The 21,148-nt window shown below is 69.4% G+C and carries 21 protein-coding genes; 9 read left to right on the forward strand and 12 right to left on the reverse strand.

Annotated features, from left to right (window positions below; all coding sequences use genetic code 11):
- Positions 1 to 24: 24 nt before the first annotated feature.
- From PGB34_RS03440 to PGB34_RS03465, 6 genes are all read right to left on the reverse strand, one after another.
- Positions 25 to 1,062, reverse strand: coding sequence for a Bug family tripartite tricarboxylate transporter substrate binding protein (locus PGB34_RS03440; RefSeq protein WP_271426665.1), 1,038 nt, complete (start codon positions 1,060 to 1,062; stop codon positions 25 to 27).
- A 64-nt stretch (positions 1,063 to 1,126) separates the two neighbouring features.
- Complete coding sequence (rtcA, locus tag PGB34_RS03445) at positions 1,127 to 2,203, reverse strand: RNA 3'-terminal phosphate cyclase (RefSeq protein ID WP_271426666.1); 1,077 nt, start codon at positions 2,201 to 2,203, stop codon at positions 1,127 to 1,129.
- A gap of 1 nt (position 2,204) precedes the next feature.
- Entirely contained in the window at positions 2,205 to 3,140 is a 936-nt protein-coding gene (locus PGB34_RS03450; protein WP_271426667.1) for a zinc-ribbon domain-containing protein, read from the reverse strand.
- 16 nt (positions 3,141 to 3,156) lie between these two features.
- A complete protein-coding gene (locus PGB34_RS03455) occupies positions 3,157 to 3,804 on the reverse strand; it encodes a hypothetical protein (RefSeq protein ID WP_271426668.1) in 648 nt (215 codons plus the stop codon).
- A 45-nt stretch (positions 3,805 to 3,849) separates the two neighbouring features.
- Complete coding sequence (locus tag PGB34_RS03460) at positions 3,850 to 5,082, reverse strand: RtcB family protein (protein WP_271426669.1); 1,233 nt, start codon at positions 5,080 to 5,082, stop codon at positions 3,850 to 3,852.
- A gap of 431 nt (positions 5,083 to 5,513) precedes the next feature.
- A complete protein-coding gene (locus tag PGB34_RS03465; protein WP_271426670.1) occupies positions 5,514 to 7,070 on the reverse strand; it encodes a vWA domain-containing protein in 1,557 nt (518 codons plus the stop codon).
- A gap of 214 nt (positions 7,071 to 7,284) precedes the next feature.
- On the opposite strand from PGB34_RS03465, the gene rtcR reads away from it, so the two are divergent.
- From rtcR to lhpI, 3 genes are all read left to right on the forward strand, one after another.
- The gene (rtcR, locus tag PGB34_RS03470; protein WP_271426671.1) at positions 7,285 to 8,895 is read left to right on the forward strand and encodes an RNA repair transcriptional activator RtcR; all 1,611 of its coding nucleotides are present in this window, start codon (positions 7,285 to 7,287) and stop codon (positions 8,893 to 8,895) included.
- A 109-nt stretch (positions 8,896 to 9,004) separates the two neighbouring features.
- On the forward strand, positions 9,005 to 9,613 hold the full coding sequence (locus tag PGB34_RS03475; protein WP_271426672.1) for a hypothetical protein: 609 nt from the start codon (positions 9,005 to 9,007) through the stop codon (positions 9,611 to 9,613).
- A 17-nt stretch (positions 9,614 to 9,630) separates the two neighbouring features.
- Complete coding sequence (lhpI, locus tag PGB34_RS03480; RefSeq protein ID WP_271426673.1) at positions 9,631 to 10,569, forward strand: bifunctional Delta(1)-pyrroline-2-carboxylate/Delta(1)-piperideine-2-carboxylate reductase; 939 nt, start codon at positions 9,631 to 9,633, stop codon at positions 10,567 to 10,569.
- Here lhpI and pcaF read toward each other — a convergent pair.
- The 5 genes from pcaF to PGB34_RS03505 all read right to left on the reverse strand — a co-directional run bounded on the left by pcaF (position 10,566) and on the right by PGB34_RS03505 (position 14,598).
- Entirely contained in the window at positions 10,566 to 11,771 is a 1,206-nt protein-coding gene (gene pcaF, locus PGB34_RS03485; RefSeq protein WP_271426674.1) for a 3-oxoadipyl-CoA thiolase, read from the reverse strand. The genes lhpI and pcaF overlap by 4 nt on opposite strands.
- A 98-nt stretch (positions 11,772 to 11,869) precedes the next feature.
- A complete protein-coding gene (locus PGB34_RS03490) occupies positions 11,870 to 12,304 on the reverse strand; it encodes a DUF4189 domain-containing protein (RefSeq protein WP_271426675.1) in 435 nt (144 codons plus the stop codon).
- Positions 12,301 to 13,530 (reverse strand): beta-ketoacyl-[acyl-carrier-protein] synthase family protein, encoded by a 1,230-nt coding sequence (locus PGB34_RS03495; RefSeq protein WP_271426676.1) that lies wholly within the window; start codon positions 13,528 to 13,530, stop codon positions 12,301 to 12,303. Before PGB34_RS03495 ends, PGB34_RS03490 begins: the two co-directional genes overlap by 4 nt.
- Positions 13,527 to 13,805, reverse strand: a complete 279-nt coding sequence (locus tag PGB34_RS03500) for an acyl carrier protein (protein ID WP_271426677.1) — start codon at positions 13,803 to 13,805, stop codon at positions 13,527 to 13,529. Before PGB34_RS03500 ends, PGB34_RS03495 begins: the two co-directional genes overlap by 4 nt.
- Before the next feature lie 109 nt (positions 13,806 to 13,914).
- On the reverse strand, positions 13,915 to 14,598 hold the full coding sequence (locus PGB34_RS03505; protein WP_271426678.1) for a phosphatase PAP2 family protein: 684 nt from the start codon (positions 14,596 to 14,598) through the stop codon (positions 13,915 to 13,917).
- A 180-nt stretch (positions 14,599 to 14,778) separates the two neighbouring features.
- On the opposite strand from PGB34_RS03505, the gene PGB34_RS03510 reads away from it, so the two are divergent.
- Positions 14,779 to 15,213, forward strand: coding sequence for a DUF1841 family protein (locus tag PGB34_RS03510; RefSeq protein WP_271426679.1), 435 nt, complete (start codon positions 14,779 to 14,781; stop codon positions 15,211 to 15,213).
- Positions 15,214 to 15,253: 40 nt separating this feature from the next.
- Here PGB34_RS03510 and PGB34_RS03515 read toward each other — a convergent pair whose 3' ends face one another.
- The gene (locus PGB34_RS03515; RefSeq protein ID WP_271426680.1) at positions 15,254 to 15,940 is read right to left on the reverse strand and encodes a c-type cytochrome; all 687 of its coding nucleotides are present in this window, start codon (positions 15,938 to 15,940) and stop codon (positions 15,254 to 15,256) included.
- Positions 15,941 to 16,096: 156 nt separating this feature from the next.
- Between PGB34_RS03515 and PGB34_RS03520 the strand changes: the two genes are divergently transcribed.
- From PGB34_RS03520 to PGB34_RS03540, 5 genes are all read left to right on the forward strand, one after another.
- A complete protein-coding gene (locus tag PGB34_RS03520) occupies positions 16,097 to 16,939 on the forward strand; it encodes an AAA family ATPase (protein ID WP_271426681.1) in 843 nt (280 codons plus the stop codon).
- A 16-nt stretch (positions 16,940 to 16,955) separates the two neighbouring features.
- Positions 16,956 to 17,213, forward strand: coding sequence for a hypothetical protein (locus PGB34_RS03525; protein WP_271426682.1), 258 nt, complete (start codon positions 16,956 to 16,958; stop codon positions 17,211 to 17,213).
- A gap of 11 nt (positions 17,214 to 17,224) precedes the next feature.
- Positions 17,225 to 17,839, forward strand: coding sequence for a GNAT family N-acetyltransferase (locus tag PGB34_RS03530; protein WP_271426683.1), 615 nt, complete (start codon positions 17,225 to 17,227; stop codon positions 17,837 to 17,839).
- Positions 17,840 to 17,864: 25 nt separating this feature from the next.
- On the forward strand, positions 17,865 to 19,052 hold the full coding sequence (locus PGB34_RS03535; RefSeq protein WP_271426684.1) for a vWA domain-containing protein: 1,188 nt from the start codon (positions 17,865 to 17,867) through the stop codon (positions 19,050 to 19,052).
- 214 nt (positions 19,053 to 19,266) lie between these two features.
- Positions 19,267 to 21,123 (forward strand): autotransporter assembly complex protein TamA, encoded by a 1,857-nt coding sequence (locus PGB34_RS03540; protein WP_271426895.1) that lies wholly within the window; start codon positions 19,267 to 19,269, stop codon positions 21,121 to 21,123.
- The last annotated feature ends 25 nt before the right edge of the window (positions 21,124 to 21,148 follow it).

A 21,148-nucleotide genomic window follows, 5' to 3' on the forward strand; every position in this document is an offset into this window, starting at 1 on the left:
CTGTCCAGACCTGGCTGAGGGCCCTCACTCCGGCACGATGTGCAAGGCATTGAGCACGCCCTGCCAGGTGCGCTGGTCCTCGGCGATCACCTGGGCCAGTTTGGCCGGCGTGCCGGGGCGTGGGTACACGCCCAGCTCGCGCGATCGGGCCAGCACCGCCGGATCGCGCAGCGCCGCACCCATGTCGCGCTGCACGCGCGCCAGCACGGCGGCGTCCACGCCCTTTTTCGCGATCACCGCGAACAGGCCATGCGCCACGGCACCGGGCACGGTGTCGCGGGCCAGTGCGAAAGCCTCCAGGCCGGGCTCCACGCGGTCGCCCATGCTGGCCAGCACGCGCAACCGGCCGCCCTGCACCGCACCGGCAATCACGTTGTAGGTCTCGACCATCATGCGGGTCTGCCCGCCCAAGGTGGCCTGCAGCTGCTGGGCGCCGCCGGTGTAGTGCACGTGCAGGAAGCGGACGTCGGCCTTCAAACCCAGCAGCGCGGCCGCCAGGTGCGGGGCGGTGCCGCGGCCGTTGTCGGCCACTTCCACGCCCTCGGGGCGCCGGCGCGCATCGGCGATCAGGTCGGCCAGCGTGCGGTAGGGTGAATCGGCCGGCACGGCCAGCATGAAGGGCGCGGCGGCGGCCAGGGTGATGGGCACGAAGTCGCGCTCGAAGTCATAGCCCACGCCGCGGATCAGGCTGGGCGCCACCGAGATGGCCGAGCCCTGCACGAAGCCCAGCGTGTAGCCATCGGCCGGCGACGAGAGGATGTGGTTCATGCCGATCACGCCGCTGCCGCCGGGGCGGTTGTCCACCACCACGGCCTGGCCCCACTGGCGGGCCAGATGCTCGCTGACCAGGCGGATCAGCACATCGGGCGCCGAGGCCGGCGGAAAGGGCACGACGAAGCGCACCGGGTGTGCGGGCCAGGCGGCCGCCGCCCGCACCGCGCGGCCGGTGGCCAGGAAGGACGCGGCCCCCAGCAGCGCCATGCCCCCGGTCTTCAGGGCCTGGCGGCGGGAGCCGTGCAAAGTGGAAGAAGCCAGCGAGGACATGGTGGCATTGAGAGTCATTCTTGTTGCCGGATTCTCTTCTGGCCCTTGCGGGCGGATGTGTCCTGTCTGTAAATGCCGGGCCTCACAGCGGCTGCACGCGCACCACCGCGCCGCCACCGCCCGCGACAGCAGCCTCATCGATGCCGATGCGCAGCGGCAGGAAGCGCTCGATCACGGCGCAGTTGGTGCGCAGATGCGCGCTGACGCGGGTGCAGCTGAACGCCGCCGGCTGCCCGCTGCGCCAGCAGGCCAGCGCCAGCAGCAGCACCCACTGGTCGGCCAGGTGCTCGCCCAGCGCGGCCTCGCTGGCTTCCCAGGCGCGCACTTCATCCACCAGGGCCTGCGCCACGGCCTCGGCCGTGCGGCCGCGTTCGCCGAAGACGGTGATCAGCTCGGTGCTGTGCAAGTGCACCAGCGTCGCCATGAGCGCATTGCCGGGCCCTTCGTCCTGCCGCGCCGCGCCCACGCGCAGTTGCTGATGGGACCAGCCCAGCGCTTCGCGCAGCACCTGCAGCTCGCGCGCGCCCACCTGGCGCGCCAGGCCGGGCACCAGGCATTCGGCGCTGGCCGACAGCTGCGGCCCACGCTCCAGCAGATCGAAAGGCTGCGGCACGGCGGCCAGCGGCGTGATCTGCGCCTGGATCTCGCCGCCGCCTGCGGGGTAGAAGCCGTGCCGGCGCAGCTGCAACTGAAGATCACCCCCCAGTCGGCGCAGCAGCGGCGCATAGGCCTGCGCCAGGAAGTGGAAGCTCGGCGCCATCGGGTTGTGGGTGCCGCCCTGCAGATGCACCGTGCTCGGCCCCGCGGCCAGCCAGAGCGCGGGCAGCACCGTCTGCAGCAGCAGCGTGCAACTGCCGGCACTGGCGATGGCGAAGCGGTAGTCGCCTGCACGCACGGGGCCGGGCGTGAAGCGCAGCGCCTGCGCGCCCAGCTCGGCGCCCTGCACCTGCGCGCCGCTGATGGCGGCCGCGGCCTGCACGCAGGCCAGGTGCTGGCGCATCAGCCCCGGCTTGGGCCGGCGCGCGCGGATCTGGCTCAGTGCCAACGGGCGCTGCGTGATCATGGCCAGCGCCAGCCCGGTGCGCAGGATCTGGCCGCCACCTTCGCCCTGCGAGCCGTCCAGCTCGATCGTCTGTCGTATTTCTTCTTCGTCTTTCATTTCAAGCGTTCTTGTTTTGCGAAGCCCCGGCCGCCTCCAGCACCTGCGCGGCATGGCGCACCATGCGGGCCACGTCTGGGTGCGGATGGGCCCGCAGGCGCCGCCACAGCGCGGCAGACGGCAGCCGGCGCGCGTGCATCAGCATCACGCACAGGTTGGCCAGGCGGCTCGGGTTGCCGGCATCGAGTTCGCGCGCCAGGAAGTCATCGAGCGTCGCAGCGGGCACGCCTTGCACGAAGGCGCCCCAGGGCCAGCTGACGTAGCGCGCCGCGGCGAAGGCTTCCAGCACCCAGGCATCGTCCTGCGGGTGGCGCAGCAGCGGCGCGAGCGCCTCGGAGGCCGCGCGCCGCACCGAGTTGAACCACTCGCGGCGCTCGTCCATCGCCCACTCGCGCAGCCGGGCCGCGTCCTGCGGGCGGCGCCAGCGGCCCAGCACGTCGATGGCGACCTTGCGCACGCCCTCCCATTTGCTGGCCAATGCGGCCTCGACACGGCGCTCGGTTTCGGCGTCGGGCGCTGCGTCGCCGACGGCGCGCAGCCAGGCCACTTCCTCGCCCAGCCGGTTGGCGCCCTCGCCCCGGCGCGAGTCGGCCAGCCCGGCGCGCCGCGCGCGCCGGCAGTCCAGGCAGCGCACCGCATGGCTGTCGATGGGGCCATGCACCACCTCGTACCACCACTTCTGCTGCCTGGCCGTCCACACCTCTTCGGCGCCGCAGTCGCGGCAGGTGAAGGCGCGGTCGACGTAGTAGGTCGGCAGCGCGCCGTAGGTGTTGTTGTGCCGCGCCAGCACGCCGACGTCCGCGGGCTCCAGCCCGGGTGCGCGCAGCGGCGGCGCGCGGCGCGGGTCGGGTGCGCCCAGCATGGCTTCGAGGCGCGCCGCGCGCTCCAGGCGGCGGGCGCGGATCTCGGCGCGGCGTTGCTTGTTGCTCTTTTTCATCAGGCTTTTTTTGTCGTCAATCGGTCGCGCTCGCGGCCAGGGCCGCGATCGTGCGCTGGCGCGGGTTCCAGACCGTGAGGCACCAGATGCCCCACCACTCCTTGCCGTCGTCGAAGTAGGCACTCCAGGCGCTGCGCTGCGGCGCCTGTTCCGGGTCGCCGACCCAATCGAACACCACGATGTCCTGCGCCGGCAGCAGGCCCACGGCCTGGCAGAAATCGGCGAACAGGCCCGGCTGCGCGCGCGTGCCATACGGCGGATCGTCGAAGGCGCGGAAGAGGCTTTCGAAGGGGGTGGTGGGCGGGGCCGGGAAGCTGATGCCTTCGCTGCGGCGCGGCTTAAAGCCCGATGCGTCGCACACACTGCGCGCGTCCCACGGCGTCGCACTGGCGCGCGCCAGCTCGTGCTGCATCGCCGCGGGCAGCGGCTCGGGCAGGTCCATGCCCTGGGCACGCAATGCCTGGCGGTGCAGCGCCCATTGCGCATCGATGTCGTCGAACATCGCGCGCAGCACGGCGCGATGGTGGGCCAGTTCCACGCCCGCATCGGCCAGCACGCCGCGCACGGCGAAATCGAACACGCAGCCCGCGGCCTGCATGCGCTCGCGCAGCAGCGCGAGGGCATGCGCCCGCTCCTGCGGCAGCGCTTCCAGTGCGATGGACATCCTGCGTTCTCCCGTTTTTCTTTGCGAAAAGGCCGGCCGCGCGGCTCAGCCCTTGACGCACACCACCTGCTTGAGCGTGTACACCACCTCCACCAGGTCCTTCTGCGCTTCCATCACCGCGTCGATGTCCTTGTAGGCCATCGGGATCTCGTCGATGACCTCGGCGTCCTTGCGGCATTCCACGCCTTCGGTCGCGGCGATCTGATCGGCCACCGTGTAGAGCTTTTTCGCCTTGGTGCGGCTCATCTTGCGGCCCGCGCCGTGGCTGCAGCTCATGAAGCTCTCGGGGTTGCCCTTGCCGCGCACGATGTAGCTCTTGGCGCCCATGCTGCCGGGGATGATCCCCAGCTCGCCGGCCTTGGCGCTCACCGCGCCCTTGCGCGTGACCAGCACCTCGTGGCCGAAGTGGGTTTCGCGCTGCACGTAGTTGTGGTGGCAGTTCACGGCTTCCACATGCGCCTCGAAGGGCTTGGCGATGACTTTTCGCGCGGCCGCAACCACGCGCTGCATCATCACTTCGCGGTTGGCGCGCGCGAACTTCTGCGCCCAGCCCACCGCGCGCACGTAGTCGCCGAAGTACCTGGCGCCTTCTTCGAAATACGCCAGGTCCTGGTCGGGCAGGTTGCGCTGGTGCTGCTGCGCGTCCTTCTTCGCCAGCTCGATGAAGTGGGTGCCGATGGCATTGCCCACGCCGCGCGAGCCCGAGTGCAGCATGAACCACACGGCGCCTGCCTCGTCCAGGCAGACCTCGATGAAGTGGTTGCCGGTGCCCAGCGTGCCCAGGTGCTTGCGGTTGTTGGTGTTGGCCAGGCGCGGATAGTCCTCGCAGATGGCGTCGAACTCGTCAGCCAGCGCAGCCCAGGCACGGTCGCTTTCGTCAGGCGGGGTTTCCCACGAGCCCTTGTCGCGGCCCATGCGCCTGGGGTTGGAGCCGTGCGGCACCGCCTTCTCGATCGCCGAGCGCAGCGGCCCCAGGTTGTCGGGCAGGTCGTTGGCGTGCAGCGTGGTCTTGCAGGCCATCATGCCGCAGCCGATGTCCACACCCACCGCGGCCGGGATGATGGCCTTGAAGGTCGGGATCACCGAACCCACGGTGGCGCCGATGCCGTAGTGCACGTCGGGCATGGCCGCGATGTGCCTGAACACGATGGGCAGGCGCGCGGCGTTTTCCAGCTGCTGGCGCGCCTCGTCTTCCACGGGCACGCCTTCGGTCCACATCTTCACGGGCACACCGCCGGCCACGGCGTGCAGCTTGTAGTTGTTCTTCTGTTCTTTCATGCTGTGCTCCATTCGATCTCAAAAAAAAGGGGGTGACCAGGATTTGGCAAGTCGTTTCTTGAGCTACCCGCTTGCGCAGGCCGGGGTTCGGACCCGGAACCTTCATCGCCCTCGCACGAGGGCGGCGACGCTCTACCTGTAGACCTGCCGGCATTCACCCTTAGAAAAAAAGAAAAGCAGCGACAAGAGAGGTGAAACATTGCCTGCGCCCATGAAAAGACGCAGGCTCCCGCTCTATCCGGACTGAGCTACGGCCTTGCGACCGGCGGGATTCGAACCCGCGACCTGGAGATTAAGAGTCTGTAGTTCCACCAGCATTCGCTGCAAAAAATCGGCGACGCCTCCCCGCCTGGCGACCAACGGTCGATGTGATCGCTTCGATGTAATCACACCTGCATTCGCCAGGCGACGACGCATTGCCTTGCTTCCTTTTAGGCAAGCGCAATCTCTTCGATCACGCCCACCCAATGCTCGGCGCCCAGGCCACCGGCCGCATACAGCGCCAGCAGCTTGAACACCTCGTCGCTGAAGCCGCCGATGTTCAGCACATCGGCGCGCTCCTGCGCCTGCGTCGAGCCGTTGGGCTGAATGTCGATGCACACCAGCCTGGCCTGCGGGTTGCGTTGCTTGAACGCGGCCCAGGCCTGCATGGTGGCCGTGCCACGGCCGCGCGCCTTGTCAGCCCAGGATTCGTTGTCCGACACCAGCAGCACCAGATCGGCCTTCGCCTTCTCGCGGTTGAGCAACTCCAGCGGCGCCGCACAGGCGGTGCCGCCACCGCCAATGGCGGCCAGCTTCTGCGCGTTCGTCATCACCGAATCGCGCGGGTCCAGCGCCACGGGCACCACCTTGTTCTCGAAAGGCAGCACACGCGCCGTCGCGTTCTGGCGCAGCACCGCAGCAGCCATCAGCGCCGCCACGTCGATGCAGCGCACCACCGAGGTGGCGCCGCGGCGATAACCCGTGACCGGCGAGCTCATCGAGCCCGACACGTCGGGGCACACCACCACGCGGCCCTCGAACCGAGGCACGTTGGCCAGCGCCAGCTCCATCGCATCCTGCAGCGCTTCCTTCACCACGGCTGGCACCTCGGCGTCGGCCGCCATGCAGGCCGTCATCAGCTGATAGGGCAGCACGCGCGCCTGGGCCACGGCCTGCGGGTCGCGCAGCCTGGCCGCCACCACCTCGGCCATGCCCGGCTGCGCAAACACGCCATGGCGGGCAAAGGTGTTGAGGTTCTGGCGCACCATCTGCCACGAACCGCGCTCGGCGATGCGGGCCCAGGCGGCGGCGTCCAGTTCCAGCGCGCTCAGCATCTGGAAGGGCACGTCCGGCACTTCGCTCGTCCGATCCGCCTTGAAGCGCTCGAAGGCCGCCGTCAGCGGCGGCAGTGCCGCAGCCTCATGGGGCCGGCCGATGAGCCAGGCAAACCAGGCTGCGCGCCAGGCCTCGGCGGGCTTGGGGTGCACCATCTTCACCACGTCGGCCAGCGAAGGCGTATTGCCCACGGCGGCCTGCAGCAGCTGTGCTTCGGTCGCGTCCAGCAGCCATTGCTGCACCAGCTTCTTGGGCCGGCTGCCCAGCGACTTGCGGCCCACCACGCCCGAGCGCAGCACCTGCACCACGTTGCGCAGCATCTTGCCGTTGTCGACCACGCGGCCGAACACCTTGGCGAACAGCGCCACATCGCGCACCGCCAGCGTGGCCAGCAGCAGCGCCGGCATGTCCTTCATGTGGCCGGCACGGCGCGCGTACACGGCCGTCCTGGCGACGAAGGCCGGCTCCGCCGATTGCGCCAGGGCCAGCACCTGGTCCAGCTGCGCCTGGCCGCTCGCGTAGAAGGTGTTGTTCAGGCAACCCGTGGCCGCCAGCTGCGCCAGCTGGTGCTCGGGGCGCAGTGCATAGGCCGCGCCACCGGCTTCGTTCACCGCATCGGCAGCGGGCACGAACAGGCCGCGCAGCGTCTGGAACAGTTCGGTGTTGACCATGGGAATCTCCTTGCTTTGTTCTTGGGTGGCTGCGTCCTGCAGCCTGGTCCTCTTTTCGCAACGGCTGTGCCAGCTTCGGACCGCGGCCTGCCCCTGGAAGGCCAAGCTGTTGACAGCACTGGATATTTCCAGATTCCAGAGCTGAAACCGGCCCTGTTCATCAGCCTGCGCCCGTCTGCTAAATTAGCTTTGTAGCTAGTTATTTATCCAGACCATGAAACCCATCGTCGTCATCGGCTTCATTGGCACGCAGCTCGATTCGGGCCGGGGCGCGGGCCGCTGGGAGAAGTGGCGCCCCACGCTCTCGCTGGCCCAGCACCCGGACATGGTGGTCGCGCGCATGGAGCTGATCCACACGCCGCGCCACACCGCGCTGGCCGAGATGGTCAAGGCCGACATCGAGGGCGTTTCGCCCGAGACCGAGGTGCGCCTGGTGCCGCTGGACATCGAAGACCCGTGGGACTTCGGCGAGGTCTACACGCGCCTGTACGACTGGGCGCGCGCCTACCCCTTCGACACCGCGCGCGAGCAATACTGGGCCCACATCACCACCGGCACGCATGTGGCGCAGATCTGCATGTTCCTGCTGGCCGAATCGCGCATCGTGCCGGGCGTGCTGGCCCAGACTTCGCCGCCGCGGCGCCAGCGCGAAGGCGACCCGGGCAGCTTCACGCTGATCGACCTGGACCGTTCGCGCTACGACGCCATCGCCCAGCGCCATGCGGCCGACCAGCGCGAGGCCGTGGCCTTCCTCAAGCGCGGCATCGCCACCCGCAATGCGCGCTTCAACGCGCTGATCGACGAGGTGGAGCGCGTGGCCGTGCGCTCGCGCGCGCCCATCCTGCTGGTGGGGCCGACGGGCGCGGGCAAGTCCTTCCTGGCGCGGCGCATGTTCGAACTCAAGAAGGCGCGCCACCAGGTCAGCGGCCCTTTTGTGGAGGTGAACTGCGCCACCCTGCGCGGCGACGGCGCGGCCTCCAGCCTCTTCGGCCACAAGAAGGGCGCCTTCACGGGCGCGGCCAGCGAACGCGCGGGCCTGCTGCGCAGTGCCGACCAGGGCGTGCTCTTCCTCGACGAGATCGGCGAACTGGGCGCGGACGAGCAGGCCATGCTGCTGATGGCGATCGAGGAAAAGCGCTTCTACCCCGTGGGCGCCGACCACGAAGTTCACAGCGACTTCCAGCTCGTCGCCGGCACCAACCGCGACCTGCGCGGCGAGGTGGCGGCGGGGCGCTTCCGCGAAGACCTCTTCGCCCGCATCAACCTCTGGACCTACGAGCTGCCGGGCCTGGCGCAGCGGCCCGAAGACATCGAGCCCAACATCGAGCACCTGCTGGCGCAGCACGCGCAGCAGGCCCATCGCGGCGTGCGCTTCAACGCCGAAGCGCGCGCGGCCTACCTGCGCTTTGCCCAAGGCCCCGACGCGCCCTGGCACGGCAACTTCCGCGATCTGTCGGCCAGCATCACGCGCCTGGCCACGCTGGCCGAGGGCGCGCGCATCACCGAAGACCTGGTGCAGGCCGAACTGGCCCGCCTGCGCTGGCTGTGGGCGCGCGAGGATGCTGCGCCTGCGCACACTCTGGCCGACGACGACCTCGATCTCGATGAATTGCTGGGCACCGAACAGGCCGCCGCGCTGGACCTGTTCGACCGCCTGCAGCTCGAAGCCGTGCTGCGCGTGTGCCGCCGCTCGCGCACGCTTTCCGACGCGGGGCGTCAACTGTTCCAGGCCTCTCGCATGCAGCGCAGCGTGGTCAACGACGCCGACCGGCTGCGCAAGTACCTGGCCAAGCACCGGCTGAGCTGGGAACGCATTCGCGCCTGATGCGGCCCGCGTCTGCGCCGGCCGCTGCTGCCTACACTTGCGGGCCGCCCAGCACGCCTGCGGCGCCTTCTTGTCCCGCGCACACTCCCCTTTTGCCGCCCCGCCCTTCATGGAACTGCTTCTTCTCATCGCCCTGCTGGCCATCGCCTTCCAGATCCTCAAGACCCGCGAGCAGCGCCAGCGCATCGCGCTGCTGGGCCAGGCGCTGGGCAAGTACCAGATCGAACAGTTGATGGAGAACCTGACCGAGGGCTACATGCGCTGGCTGGACGAGCAGGACGCCGAGCGCAAGGCGCAGATCTGGGGCGTGCTCGAAGGCACCGAGCAGGCGCTGGCCGGGCAGTTCAGCAGCTTCGCGCGCGAGTTCCAGCAGACGCCGGCACCGCTGGCGCAGGTGAGCAAGCTGTCCTTCGCGATCCCTTTCGCGCAGCAGTTGCTGCCGGGCTGGCGCCTGTTCGATGCGCGCAAGGCTTTTGCGATCCATGCCCGCGGCATCGAGGCCAACCTGCAGAACGTGATGGGCCTGAACCCCAAGGCCCGGGCCTTCATGATGACCGCGGAGCTTTATTTGATGCAGCACACCTGCCACTGGTTCTGCCGCTCGCGCGCAGTGGCCAATGCGCGTTTGATGGCGCGGCATCAGACGCACTTTGCGCAGGTGCTTGAAGCCGTCTCACCGCAGACGCGCGAAGCCTATCGCGCCCTGACCGGCGTCTGAACGAAGGCCAGGCCCGCATGCAGCACTTCGACGCCACTGCCACCCGCGCCGCGCTGGGCTTCGAGGCCCTGGTGCCGGCCCTGCGCGCCGCCTTCGCGGCGCAGGCCCAAGTGCCGCCGCGCCATGTGCATGCGGTTGCGCAGCAGGGCCAGGCCATGGGCACCGTGCTGATCATGCCGGCCTGGAGCGATGCGGGCTTTCTGGGCATCAAGACCATCAACATCTTCCCGGGCAACGGCGCCCAGGGCCTGCCGGGCCTGCATGCCACCTACGTGCTGTATGACGCGCGCACCGGCGTGCCGCTGGCGCTGATGGACGGCAACGAGATCACGGCCCACCGCACGGCCGCGGCGGCTGCCCTGGGCGCCAGCTTCCTCGCGCGCGAAGACGCGCGCCGCCTGCTGGTGCTGGGCACGGGCCGCGTGGCACGGCTGCTGCCGGCCGCCCTGCGCAGCGTGCGGCCCGGCCTGACGCAGATTCGCGTGTGGAACCACCGCAGCGAGGGCGCGCAGACGCTGGCCGCGCAATGGCGCGCGCAGGGCCTGGATGCCCAGGCCGTCACCGATCTGGAAGGTGCCGTGCGCGAGGCCGACATCGTGAGCTGCGCCACGCTGTCCACGCAGCCGCTGGTGCAAGGCCCGTGGCTGGCGCCCGGCGCGCACCTGGACTTGATCGGCAGCTTCACGCCGCAGATGCGCGAAGCCGATCCGGCCTGCTTCGGCGCAGGCCGGCGCGTCTTCGTCGACACCGAGGAAGCGCCCACCAAGGCCGGCGACCTGCTGGACGCCCTGGCGGCCGGCACGCTCGGCCCGCAGGCCATCGAAGCCACGCTGGCCCAGCTGTGCCGCGGCGAGCGGCCCGGCCGGCAGCACGCGCAGGAGCGCACCGTCTTCAAGGCCGTGGGCAGCGCGCTCGAAGACCTGGCGGCCGCCATGCAGGTGTGGCAGGCGCGCTAGACCTTCTCAAGCACAACAGCAATGCCCTGCCCCACGCCGATGCACATGGTGCACAGCGCATAGCGGCCGCCGCCGCTGTGCAGTTGGTTCACCGCCGTGGTGGCCAGGCGCGCACCGCTGGCGCCCAGCGGGTGGCCCAGCGCGATCGCGCCGCCGTTGATGTTCACCCGCGCATCGTCATCGGCCAGGCCCAGCAGCCGCAGCACCGCCAGCCCCTGCGCCGCAAAGGCCTCGTTGAGCTCGATCACGTCGATCTGATCCAGCCGCAGCCCCGTCAGCGCCAGCACCTTCTGCGTGGCCGGCGCCGGGCCGATGCCCATCACGCGCGGCGCCACGCCCGCCGTGGCCATGCCCACGATGCGCGCGCGCGGCTTGAGCCCGTGCTTCACGGCCGCCGCCTCGCCGGCCATCAGCAGCGCGCAGGCGCCGTCGTTCACGCCGCTGGCATTGCCCGCCGTCACGCTGCCGCCTTCGCGCACCACGCCCTTGAGCCTGGCCAGCGCCTCCAGGCTGGTGTCGCGCGGATGCTCGTCCTGGCTGACGATGAGCGGATCGCCCTTCTTCTGCGGAATCTGCACCGGCACGATCTCGGCATCGAAGAAGCCGCGCTTTTGCGCCGCCACCGCGCGCTGCTGGCTGGCCAGGGCCATGCGGTCCTGCGCCTCGCGCTCGATGCCGTGCTCCACGGCCACGTTCTCGGCCGTCTCGGGCATGGAGTCCACGCCGTACTGGGCCTTCATGAGCCGGTTGACGAAGCGCCAGCCGATGGTGGTGTCGTACACCGCGTTGGCGCGGGCGAAGGCCGATTCGGCCTTGGGCATGACGAAGGGGGCGCGGCTCATGCTTTCGACGCCGCCGGCGATCATGAGCTGCGCTTCGCCGGCACGGATGGCGCGCGCGGCCGAGCCCACCGCATCCAGGCCCGAGCCGCACAGGCGGTTGAGGGTGGCGCCGGGCACCTCGATGGGCAGGCCGGCCAGCAGCGCGGCCATGCGCGCGACGTTGCGGTTGTCTTCGCCGGCCTGGTTGGCGCAGCCGTAGAGCACGTCGTCCACGGCCTGCCAGTCCACCTCGGGGTTGCGCGCCATCAGCGCGCGGATGGGCAGCGCGCCCAGGTCGTCGGTGCGCACGCTGCTCAGGGCACCGCCGTAGCGGCCGAAGGGGGTGCGGATGGCGTCGCAGATGTAGGCGTCGAGGGGCATGGGTGTCTCCGTTGGGCGTTTGCATTCTGGGCCCGCACGCGCGATGCGGCTGTCACCCTTGCCTCATCCAGGGGCTGCGGCGCGCGACGCACGCAGGCTCAGGGTGCGGCCGAGCACACCTGCACGGCCACCTTGCAGGGCTCGGTGGGCAGGTGTTCGTTGCACTGGTGCGTGGCTTCCCGGGCGGCCTGTTCGCGCGTGGGCGCGCTGGCCGCGCCCCACTCGCCGAAGTTGCCGAAGGCCAGTGCGGCGCACTGGCGGTTGAAGGCGGTGCGCACTTCGCACGCGGCGCCGCCCTTGCTGGTGCGGGCCTTGGCCACGGCCGCCGCGCACTGGGCGCGTGCCGCCTGTTCGGCGGCTGCGCGCGTGGGCTGGTCAAAGGCATAGCCGAAGAGCTGCTGCTGCACGGCAATGGCGCCCCAGCGCGGGCTGGGTCCAGCAGCATCTGCGCTTTGCGCGCTGGCCGCGCCCGCGCACAGCGCCAGCGCCAGCGTGAGGCCACGCACCGAGCGGGGTGGCGCCGGGCCGCTCATGCGCGGCGGAACAGCAGCGCCGCGTTGGAGCCGCCGAAGGCGAAGGAGCTGCTGATCACGGCCTCCAGCGCCGGGGCCTCGATGGCCTCGGGCTGCACCAGATTGAGCGCGCAGGCCGCGTCGGGCTGCTGCACATGGGCCTGCGGCGGCAACTGGCGCCGGTGCAGCGCCAACACCGAGATCACGGCCTCGAGCGCGCCCGCGGCGCCCAGCAGGTGGCCATGCAGCGCCTTGGTGGAGCTGACCGGCAGTGCATCCAGATGCTCGCCCCAGACCTGGGCCAGCGCCTCGCGCTCGATCGGGTCGCCGATGCGGGTGGCCGTGCCGTGTGCGTTGCAGTAGCCGATGTCCTGCGGTTGCAGATCGGCCATGCGCAGGGCTGCGCGCAGCGCGCGCGCCTGGCCCGGCGCATCGGGCTTGGTCAGGTGCGTGGCATCGCAGCTGTGGCCCCAGCCGGCCAGGGTGGCGTAGCGGCGCGCACCACGGGCGCGGGCGCGTGCTTCCGATTCGAGCACCACGAAGGCCGCGCCCTCGCCCAGCGCGAAGCCGCTGCGCTCGGCCGAGAAGGGCCGCACGGCGGTGGCCGCGGCCTGCGCGTCGCCGGCCGGGAAGGCCGCCAGCGTCTGCATGGCCTGCCAGGCCATCACCACGCCGGGCACGATCAGCGCTTCGCTGCCGCCGGCAATGGCCACGTCCACCTCGCCGCACTGCACGGCCTTGGCGGCTTCGGCGATGGCGATGGCCGATGAGGAACAGGCCACCGCGTAGGTGAACACCGGCCCCTGCGCCTGCAGCCGCATGGCCACGTGCGCAGCAGGTGCGTTGGGCATGAAGGCCGGAATGGTCAGCGGCGGCATGCGGCCCTGGATGCCGTAGCGGTAGCCGTTGTCGATGGCATTGGCGCCGCCCATGCCGCAGCCGCCGAACACGCCGATGCGCTCGCGCTCCACGCCGTCCAGGCCGCCAGCGTCCTTCACGGCCAGGTCGGCCGCCGCCACGGCGAGCTGGCTCACGCGGTCCACGCCCGAAAGCTGCAGCTTGGTGAACCAGCGCGATTCGTCGAAGGCCACGGTGGCGGCTGCCGCCGGCTTGGCCAGTTCGGGGAAGACGGGACGGATGGCCGATTCGCTGCGCAGCAGCGCGTCGAACAGCGCCTGCGGCGTCTCGCCGTGCGGCACCATGAGGCCGAGGCCGGTGACGGCCACGGCGGGTCGCGCGGTGTTCATTCTGCTGCGGCCGGTGGCTCGGCCGCAGCAACCTGCTGTTGCTGCTGCTCGGCGCGCGCGCGGTCGACGACGGCGGCCAGGCCGGCCAGGGTTTCGATGCTCGGGTCCGGGTCGGGCAGCGAGACCTTCAGGCGATCCTCGACCTCGAACAGGAATTCGACGATCGCCAGCGAATCGAAACCCTTCTCGCGCATGGACTCCTGCGGGTCCAACGTGGCCGGGTCGATGCCGTACTTTTCCTGGATCAGGTCCTGCAGTTCCTTCAGGGAGCTCATGTGTGCGTGGTTCCGTGCGCGTCGCCGCAAGGTGCGGGCGTCCTTCTGCAGGTGCACAGGCCTGGCGGCACTGCGGCCGCCGGGCGCCGCACCCCGCGGCGATGGGAGTTCATGATAGCCGCTCGCCCTGCGTCAGAAGGCGCTCGGCCGGGCTCCAGCGCAGCGACATCCAGGCGTAGACGCCGCCCAGCAGCACGCCGCCCAGCACGTCCAGCGCCACATGCTGGCGCACCGCCAGGGTCGAGATGCAGATGGCCAGCAGCCACAGGGCGTTGAGGCCGCGCAGCCACGCCGGTGCGCCGATGAATCGCAGCGCGCGTTCGATCCACACGGCCGTGAAGACCGAGATCGCCACGTGCATCGACGGGCAGGCGTTGCCCGCGGCGTCGATGCCCTGCAGCAGGCCGAAGCCCGGCGCGCCCGCATCCACGGCCAGCGGCGGGATCTGCGTGGGCCAGAAATGGAACAGCGCCAGCCCCGTCAGGCACAGCGCGCCCGACCACAGCCCGTAGACCAGCAGCGCACGAAAGTCGCGCAGCAGCCCCGGCGCGATGCCCACGTAGAGCCACAGCGAAAGATAAGGACCCAGCATCCAGGGCATGAAGGGCACCCAGGCATCGAGCGCCGTCAGCGGCATCACCGTGACCGGATGGACCGGGTTGCGCAGCGTGTGGAAGTAGCCGATGAAGAAGACCCAGACCCAGGCGGTGGTGCCCAGACCCTTGAGCCAGAACAGCCTGCGCACGCGCGCGCCCAGTTCGCGCGTCCAGGATTGGGAGACAGAGGCATGCATGGGCGCGGAAGTATCGTGCAAGAGTTGGGGTGGCCTGCCGGCGTGGCGCGCATGGAACCCGCCGCAGGAAGCCCGCGATGCTGCCCGCCTTGTGTGACGGCTCGCAGCGCACACACGCGTGCGGCCTCCATCGCCCCTTCGTGGCCCCGCACGGGCAGCAGTGCGACACTGCGGCCCATCATGTTCAATCCCACCCAGGAAGAAGTGCGGCGCTTCTTCTGCAATGTCTACACCAAGAGCCGCGCCGGCCAGCCCATGGAGGCGCTGGAGATCATCGCGGCCGAATGGATCGCGCAGCACCCCGAGTACCACGCCGACCTGGCCGATGCCGATGCCGCCGTCAGCCGCGTGTACGACGGCAAGGACGGGCGCGAGAACCCCTTCCTTCACCTCTCGATGCACCTGTCGATCAGCGAGCAATGCTCCATCGACCAGCCGCGCGGCATCCGCCAGGCTGTTGAGCTGCTGGCGGCGCGCAGGGGTTCATTGCTGGAAGCGCACCACGAGGCCATGGAATGCCTGGGCCGCATGATGTGGGAAAGCCAGCGCGCCGGGCGTCCGCCCGACGGCATGGCCTATGTGGACTGCGTGCAGCGCCGCGCCACGCGGGATTGACAAAAACGCCAGACGCAGCGCGCCTGGCGCCCCGCCTGCCCTACTTGCCAGCCGTGTGCAGGCGCGGCTCGGGCACCGTCTTGAGTTCGCCCGGCAGCGAGGCGATGTAGCGCGAGAGTTCGCGCAGCTCGGCCGGCGTGTAGGGCTTGCTCTGCAGGCCCATCACCGCGTTGGAGCGGCCCACCGTGGCATGGGTGCTGGCCTTGTACGACTTCAGCGCCACATACAGGTAGTCGGCATGCTGACCCGCCAGCTTGGGCACGGTGCCGTCGTTGGGGGTGTTGAAGTTCGCACCGTGGCACTTGGTGCAGCTGTCGGCATTGCGCGCGATCAGCGACTGCAGACGCTCGCCCGGCTTGTTGGCCGGATCGGCCGGCACCGCGGCCGCGCCCTGCACCATGCCATGCTGACTGTAGTAGGCCGCCAGGTCGGCGATGTCCTGCTCGGTCAGCGTGTCGGCGATGGCCCGCATCGTCGGATGGCGCCGGTCACCTGTCTTGTAGGCATTGAGAGCGGCCGAGATGTAGCTCGCGCTCTGGCCCGAAATCTTGGGCACCTTATGCACTTCGGGGAAGGAGGCCTGATAGCCCGGGATGCCATGGCAACCCACGCACATCGCGGTCTTCTTGGCCCCGTCCTCCACCTTGCCGGAAGGGCTCTGGGCCAACGCCGAAGTGGTCGCAGAAGCGACAGCCAGGGCGAACATCGTGGTCAACAGCTTGTTCATTTTGCGCGCACAATCTGAAGCAGATCGGGGGTTCCCAACCTGCGATTGATTATATGGGCCGCACCTGCAACGGCCCTTTGGCTCGCTGACCGGTCGGCGACTTTGCCGGCATCGGAATGATGCCTCTCCTCCCACCCTTTCATCCGCCCTCCTGTCATGAAATTCAAGGGTTCCGACAATTACGTGGCCACGCAGGACCTGATGCTGGCCGTCAATGCCGCCATCACGCTCAAGCGTCCGCTGCTCGTCAAGGGCGAGCCCGGCACCGGCAAGACCATGCTGGCCGAGGAAGTCTCCACCGCGCTGGGTCTGCCGCTGCTGCAGTGGCACATCAAGTCCACCACCAAGGCGCAGCAGGGCCTGTACGAGTACGACGCCGTGAGCCGCCTGCGCGACTCGCAACTCGGTGACGAGCGGGTCAAGGACATCCACAACTACATCGTCAAGGGTGTGCTGTGGCAGGCCTTCACCTCCGACCAACCGGTGGCATTGTTGATCGACGAGATCGACAAGGCGGATATCGAATTCCCCAACGACCTGTTGCGCGAAATCGACCGCATGGAGTTTTACTGCTACGAGACGCGCGAGATGATCCGCGCCAAGCACCGCCCGCTGGTGTTCATCACCTCCAACAACGAGAAGGAGCTGCCCGACGCCTTCCTGCGGCGCTGCTTCTTCCACTACATCAAGTTCCCCGATGCGGAGACGATGAAGAGCATCGTCGCGGTGCACTTCCCGGGCCTGAAGCAGGAACTGCTGGCCGCGGCGATGAAGACCTTCTACGACGTGCGCAACCTGCCCGGCCTGAAGAAAAAGCCCTCCACCAGCGAACTGCTCGATTGGCTCAAGCTGCTGGTGGCCGAGGACATTCCGCTCGAGGCGCTGCAGAGCAAGGACGACAAAGTGGCCGTGCCGCCGCTGGTGGGCGCGCTGCTCAAGAACGAACAGGACGTGACCCTGTTCGAGAAGCTGGTCTTCATGCAGCGGCACAACCGCTGAAGCGGGTCTGCACGCCATGGCCCGCCCCACGCCGCCCGCAAGCCCGCCGGTCAGCCAGTTGATGGTGCTGGGCCTGGCCCAGGCCGTGGCCTTCTTCGTCGGCGCGCTGCTGGGCCGCTGGCTGGGCCTGGCGCTGGGCTGGGATGCCTTCGGCCCCGAAGGCTACACGGGCCGCGCCATGGGCGGCATCGCGCTGATCGGCATCGGCGGCGGAGGTGGCGTGCAACTGGCGCGCACCTGGTACAGGCGGCGCTACGGCACGCCGCCGGTCTGATGGCCTCGTCCATGAGTTCCTCCTCATCCTCCTTTGCCATAGCGCCCGTCGAGCTTGGCCTGCGTGACGTGAAGCTGGTGCCGCTGGCCCTGTCGCACGAAGCCGGCCTGGCCGCCGCAGCCGCCGACGGCGAGCTGTGGAAGCTGCGCGTGACCTCCGTGCCCGCGCCGGGCGAAACGCGCGCCTACATCGAGTCGGCCTTGAAGATGCGCGAAGAGGGCAACCGCTTTGCCTTTGCCGTGACCGACGAGGCCACGGGCGAAGTGCTGGGCAGCACCAGCTACCACGACATCCTGCCCGCCGTGCGGCGCGTGGAGATCGGCTACACCTGGTATGCCAAGCGCTGCCAGCGCACGCACATCAACACCACCTGCAAACTGCTGATGCTGCAGCATGCCTTCGAGCAGTTGGGCTGCCATGTGGTGGGCTGGCGCACCGACAACTTCAACTTCGCGTCGCAGGCGGCCATCGAGCGGCTGGGCGCGAAGAAGGACGGCGTGATCCGCGGCCATGCCCTGCGCCGCGACGGCACGATCCGCGACACCGTGATGTACAGCCTGCGCAGCGGCGAATGGCCCGAAGCGAAGGCGCAGTTGCTGTACCTGCTGGACAAGCCCCGGGGCTGATGAAAGCCCGAACAGGAGATCCGCGATGCTGATCGACTTCTTCTACACCCTGCGCGCGGCCAAGCTGCCGGTGTCGGTCAAGGAATACCTGACCTTGCTGGAAGCGCTGCAGTCCGATGTGGTGGGTCCGAACTCGGACGACGCCTACAGCATGGACGACTTCTATTACCTGAGCCGCACGGCGCTGGTGAAGGACGAGAAGCACTACGACAAGTTCGACCGCGCCTTTGCGGCCTACTTCAAGGGCGTGGAGATGCTCACGGACTTCACCAAGGAAGTGCCGCTGGACTGGCTGCGCCAGACGCTGGAGAAGGAGCTTACGCCCGAGGAGAAGGCCGCCATCGAGAAGATGGGCTGGGACGAGCTGATGGCAACGCTCAAGAAGCGCTTCGAGGAGCAGAAGGAGCGCCACGAGGGCGGCAGCAAGTGGATCGGCACCGGCGGCACCTCGCCCTTCGGCCACGGCGGCTACAACCCGCAGGGCATCCGCATCGGCGGCCAGGGCAAGAACAAGAGCGCGGTGAAGGTCTGGGACCAGCGCGCCTACAAGGACTACGACGACAGCCAGGAGCTGGGCACGCGCAACATCAAGATGGCGCTGCGCCGGCTGCGCCGCTTTGCGCGCGAGGGCCATGAGGACGAGCTGGACCTCGACGAGACCATCAGCCGCACCGCCGCCAACGCCGGCTACCTCGATATCAAGATGCGGCCCGAGCGGCACAACAACGTCAAGGTGCTGCTGCTGATGGACGTGGGCGGCACCATGGACGAACACGTCGCGCGCGTGGAGGAGCTGTTCTCGGCCGTCAAGACCGAGTTCAAGCACCTGGAGTTCTATTACTTCCACAACTGCGTCTACGACTTCATGTGGAAGAACAACCGGCGCCGCTTCTCCGAGAAGTTCGCAACCTGGGACGTGATCCGCAAGTACAACAAGGACTACAAGCTGATCTTCGTGGGCGACGCCACCATGAGCCCCTACGAGATCCTGCAGCCCGGTGGCAGCGTGGAATACAACAACGAGGAAGCCGGCGCCGAATGGCTGCAGCGCCTGACGCACGCCTTCCCCAAGTTCGCCTGGATCAACCCTGAGCCGCAGGGCGTGTGGCAGTACCGCCAGAGCATTTCGGTGGTGCAGCAGCTCATGAGCCAGCGCATGTTCCCGCTCACGCTCAAGGGGCTTGAAGACGCGATGCGCCTGCTGTCGAAGTAAGGACGGGTTCTGAGTCCATCTCCGACATCGGGGCTTGTCCCCGGATGTCAGAATTCCTCCCATGCACAGGGCGGCGCGACGTTCTCCGATGACCCCCACGCCGGCCTGCCAGCCGGCGTTTTTTTGCCGGCCCACACCCCTTCATGCGGATGTGTCGGGCCGCTGGCGGCTGCCCGCGTCGGGGTGGCTGCTGGTGCTGGCCCTGCTGCTGCTGATGCTGCTGCAGGGCTGCAGCCTGCTGCCCGGGCGCGGGGATGCGGCGGCCGAAGCGGACGCCAGCGCCTCGGCCGTGCAGGCCGATGCGCCAGGCAGCGCGCCCGCGCCGGAAAACCACGCGTTCAGCGTCGAGGTGCTGGCGGACGACGACGAGCTGCGCGAGCTGCTGGAAAAGCACCTGGAGCTGCAGCGCTACCGGCAGCTCGATGACCTGGAACTGGCCGAAGTCTCGCGCCTGATGGTGGCGGCCGAGGCCAACGCGCGCCAGTTGCTGGCCACGCAGGGCTACTTCACGCCCGCGCTCACGCTGGAGCTGCAGGACCGGCCCGAAGACCGCAAGGCGCCGCACCGCATCGTGGTGCGCGTGCAGCCCGGCGAGCGCACGCAGGTGGAGGCGGTGCAGGTGGATTTCGCCGGCCCCATCACCAGCGATGAAGACGCGCGCGTGCAGCGCGAGCTGATCCGCAGCGGCTGGAGCCTGGCACCGGGCCAGGTGTTCACGCAGCAGAGTTGGGACAACGCCAAGACCGTGGGCCTGCGCGCCCTGACGGCCCGGCGCTTTCCCACCGGCAGCGTGCAGTTCAGCCGCGCCGACATCGATGCCGACCGCAGCCGCGCGCGCCTGTCGGTCACCTACCACTCGGGCCCGGCCTACCGCTTCGGCGCACTGCAGTTGCGCGGCGCCGAGCGCTACGACGCCGACGGCGCGCGCCGCATCGCGCGCGTGCCCACGGGCGAGGTGTATGACCAGCAGAAGCTGCTCGACGCGCAGCAGCGCCTGGCCAGCAGCGGCTACTACGACTCGGTCTTCCTCACGCTGGACACCGAGCAGGGCCTGCCCACCTTCGCCCCCGTGATCGCCCAGGTGCGCGAGGCGCCCTACCAGAAGGTGGTGCTGGGCGTGGGCTTCACCACCGACAACGGCCCGCGCGTGTCGGTGGACCACATCCACAACCGCATGCCGCTGCTGGGCTGGCGCGCCGTCTCCAAGCTCTCGGTGGAGCGCGACACGCAGGTGCTCAACACCACCTGGACCTCGCTGCCCGGCGAAAGCGGCTGGCGCTGGGGCGCGCTGGGCGAGCTGAAGAAGGAGCAGGCCGGCACCTACGACGTGAACAGCGGCCGCGTGCGCTACGGCCTGAGCAAGGCCGGCGACCACATCGACTACGCCACCTTCCTCCAGTACGACTATGCCGAGAACGTGGGCGAAAGCGCGCCGCCCTCGGCCTCTGCGCTGAGCGTGAACTGGCACTGGACGGGCCGCTACTTCGACGACGCCGGCGCGCCGCGCCGCGGCTGGGGCCTGGCGCTGGAGCTGGGCGCGGGCTATGCGCTGTCGGGCCAGCGCCTGCCCTTCACGCGCGCCTATGCGCGCTGGCTGGGCGTGGTGCCGCTGGGCCGGGCCGAGCCCGGCGAGGGCTCGCTCGACGCGCGCCGCTCGCGCCTGGCGCTGCGCGCGGAGCTGGGCGGCGTGGTGGCCAAGGACTCGGCCCGCATCCCCAGCACCTTGCTCTTCTTGACCGGCGGCGACACCAGCGTGCGCGGCTACAGCTACCGCCAGATCGGCACGCTCGATGCCGTGGGTGCCACGGTGGCCGGCCGCTACATGGCCGTCGCCAGCGTGGAATGGCAGCGGCCCGTGGTGTGGAACGGCAAGCGCACCGACTGGGAGAGCGTGGCCTTCGTGGATGCGGGCGCCGTGGCCGACAAGGCCAATGCGCTGAACAAGTTCAAGGTCGGCGTGGGCGTGGGCGCGCGCTGGGCCAGCCCCGTGGGGCCGGTGCAGGCCGATCTGGCCTACGGCGTGGACGTCAAGAAATTCAGGCTGCACCTGCGCCTGGGCTTCTCTTTCTGATCGGCTTTTTTCTGCCGCGTTTTTT

The organism is Xenophilus arseniciresistens (genome assembly GCF_028023875.1).
In the GTDB taxonomy this organism is placed as follows: domain Bacteria; phylum Pseudomonadota; class Gammaproteobacteria; order Burkholderiales; family Burkholderiaceae_C; genus Xenophilus; species Xenophilus arseniciresistens.

What these genes read in the sequence shown, in the direction of transcription:
- PGB34_RS03540 (WP_271426895.1), top strand. Translation starts at nt 19,267, where the DNA reads ATGCTGCTGCAGGGCTGCAGCCTGCTGCCCGGGCGCGGGGATGCGGCG.
- PGB34_RS03500 (WP_271426677.1), bottom strand. Translation starts at nt 13,805, where the DNA reads ATGAGCTCCCTGAAGGAACTGCAGGACCTGATCCAGGAAAAGTACGGC.
- PGB34_RS03475 (WP_271426672.1), top strand. Translation starts at nt 9,005, where the DNA reads ATGGAACTGCTTCTTCTCATCGCCCTGCTGGCCATCGCCTTCCAGATC.
- PGB34_RS03530 (WP_271426683.1), top strand. Translation starts at nt 17,225, where the DNA reads ATGAGTTCCTCCTCATCCTCCTTTGCCATAGCGCCCGTCGAGCTTGGC.
- rtcA (WP_271426666.1), bottom strand. Translation starts at nt 2,203, where the DNA reads ATGAAAGACGAAGAAGAAATACGACAGACGATCGAGCTGGACGGCTCG.
- PGB34_RS03510 (WP_271426679.1), top strand. Translation starts at nt 14,779, where the DNA reads ATGTTCAATCCCACCCAGGAAGAAGTGCGGCGCTTCTTCTGCAATGTC.
- PGB34_RS03535 (WP_271426684.1), top strand. Translation starts at nt 17,865, where the DNA reads ATGCTGATCGACTTCTTCTACACCCTGCGCGCGGCCAAGCTGCCGGTG.
- PGB34_RS03455 (WP_271426668.1), bottom strand. Translation starts at nt 3,804, where the DNA reads ATGTCCATCGCACTGGAAGCGCTGCCGCAGGAGCGGGCGCATGCCCTC.
- PGB34_RS03505 (WP_271426678.1), bottom strand. Translation starts at nt 14,598, where the DNA reads ATGCATGCCTCTGTCTCCCAATCCTGGACGCGCGAACTGGGCGCGCGC.
- lhpI (WP_271426673.1), top strand. Translation starts at nt 9,631, where the DNA reads ATGCAGCACTTCGACGCCACTGCCACCCGCGCCGCGCTGGGCTTCGAG.
- rtcR (WP_271426671.1), top strand. Translation starts at nt 7,285, where the DNA reads ATGAAACCCATCGTCGTCATCGGCTTCATTGGCACGCAGCTCGATTCG.
- PGB34_RS03515 (WP_271426680.1), bottom strand. Translation starts at nt 15,940, where the DNA reads ATGAACAAGCTGTTGACCACGATGTTCGCCCTGGCTGTCGCTTCTGCG.
- PGB34_RS03440 (WP_271426665.1), bottom strand. Translation starts at nt 1,062, where the DNA reads ATGACTCTCAATGCCACCATGTCCTCGCTGGCTTCTTCCACTTTGCAC.
- pcaF (WP_271426674.1), bottom strand. Translation starts at nt 11,771, where the DNA reads ATGCCCCTCGACGCCTACATCTGCGACGCCATCCGCACCCCCTTCGGC.
- PGB34_RS03465 (WP_271426670.1), bottom strand. Translation starts at nt 7,070, where the DNA reads ATGGTCAACACCGAACTGTTCCAGACGCTGCGCGGCCTGTTCGTGCCC.
- PGB34_RS03460 (WP_271426669.1), bottom strand. Translation starts at nt 5,082, where the DNA reads ATGAAAGAACAGAAGAACAACTACAAGCTGCACGCCGTGGCCGGCGGT.
- PGB34_RS03490 (WP_271426675.1), bottom strand. Translation starts at nt 12,304, where the DNA reads ATGAGCGGCCCGGCGCCACCCCGCTCGGTGCGTGGCCTCACGCTGGCG.
- PGB34_RS03525 (WP_271426682.1), top strand. Translation starts at nt 16,956, where the DNA reads ATGGCCCGCCCCACGCCGCCCGCAAGCCCGCCGGTCAGCCAGTTGATG.
- PGB34_RS03450 (WP_271426667.1), bottom strand. Translation starts at nt 3,140, where the DNA reads ATGAAAAAGAGCAACAAGCAACGCCGCGCCGAGATCCGCGCCCGCCGC.
- PGB34_RS03520 (WP_271426681.1), top strand. Translation starts at nt 16,097, where the DNA reads ATGAAATTCAAGGGTTCCGACAATTACGTGGCCACGCAGGACCTGATG.
- PGB34_RS03495 (WP_271426676.1), bottom strand. Translation starts at nt 13,530, where the DNA reads ATGAACACCGCGCGACCCGCCGTGGCCGTCACCGGCCTCGGCCTCATG.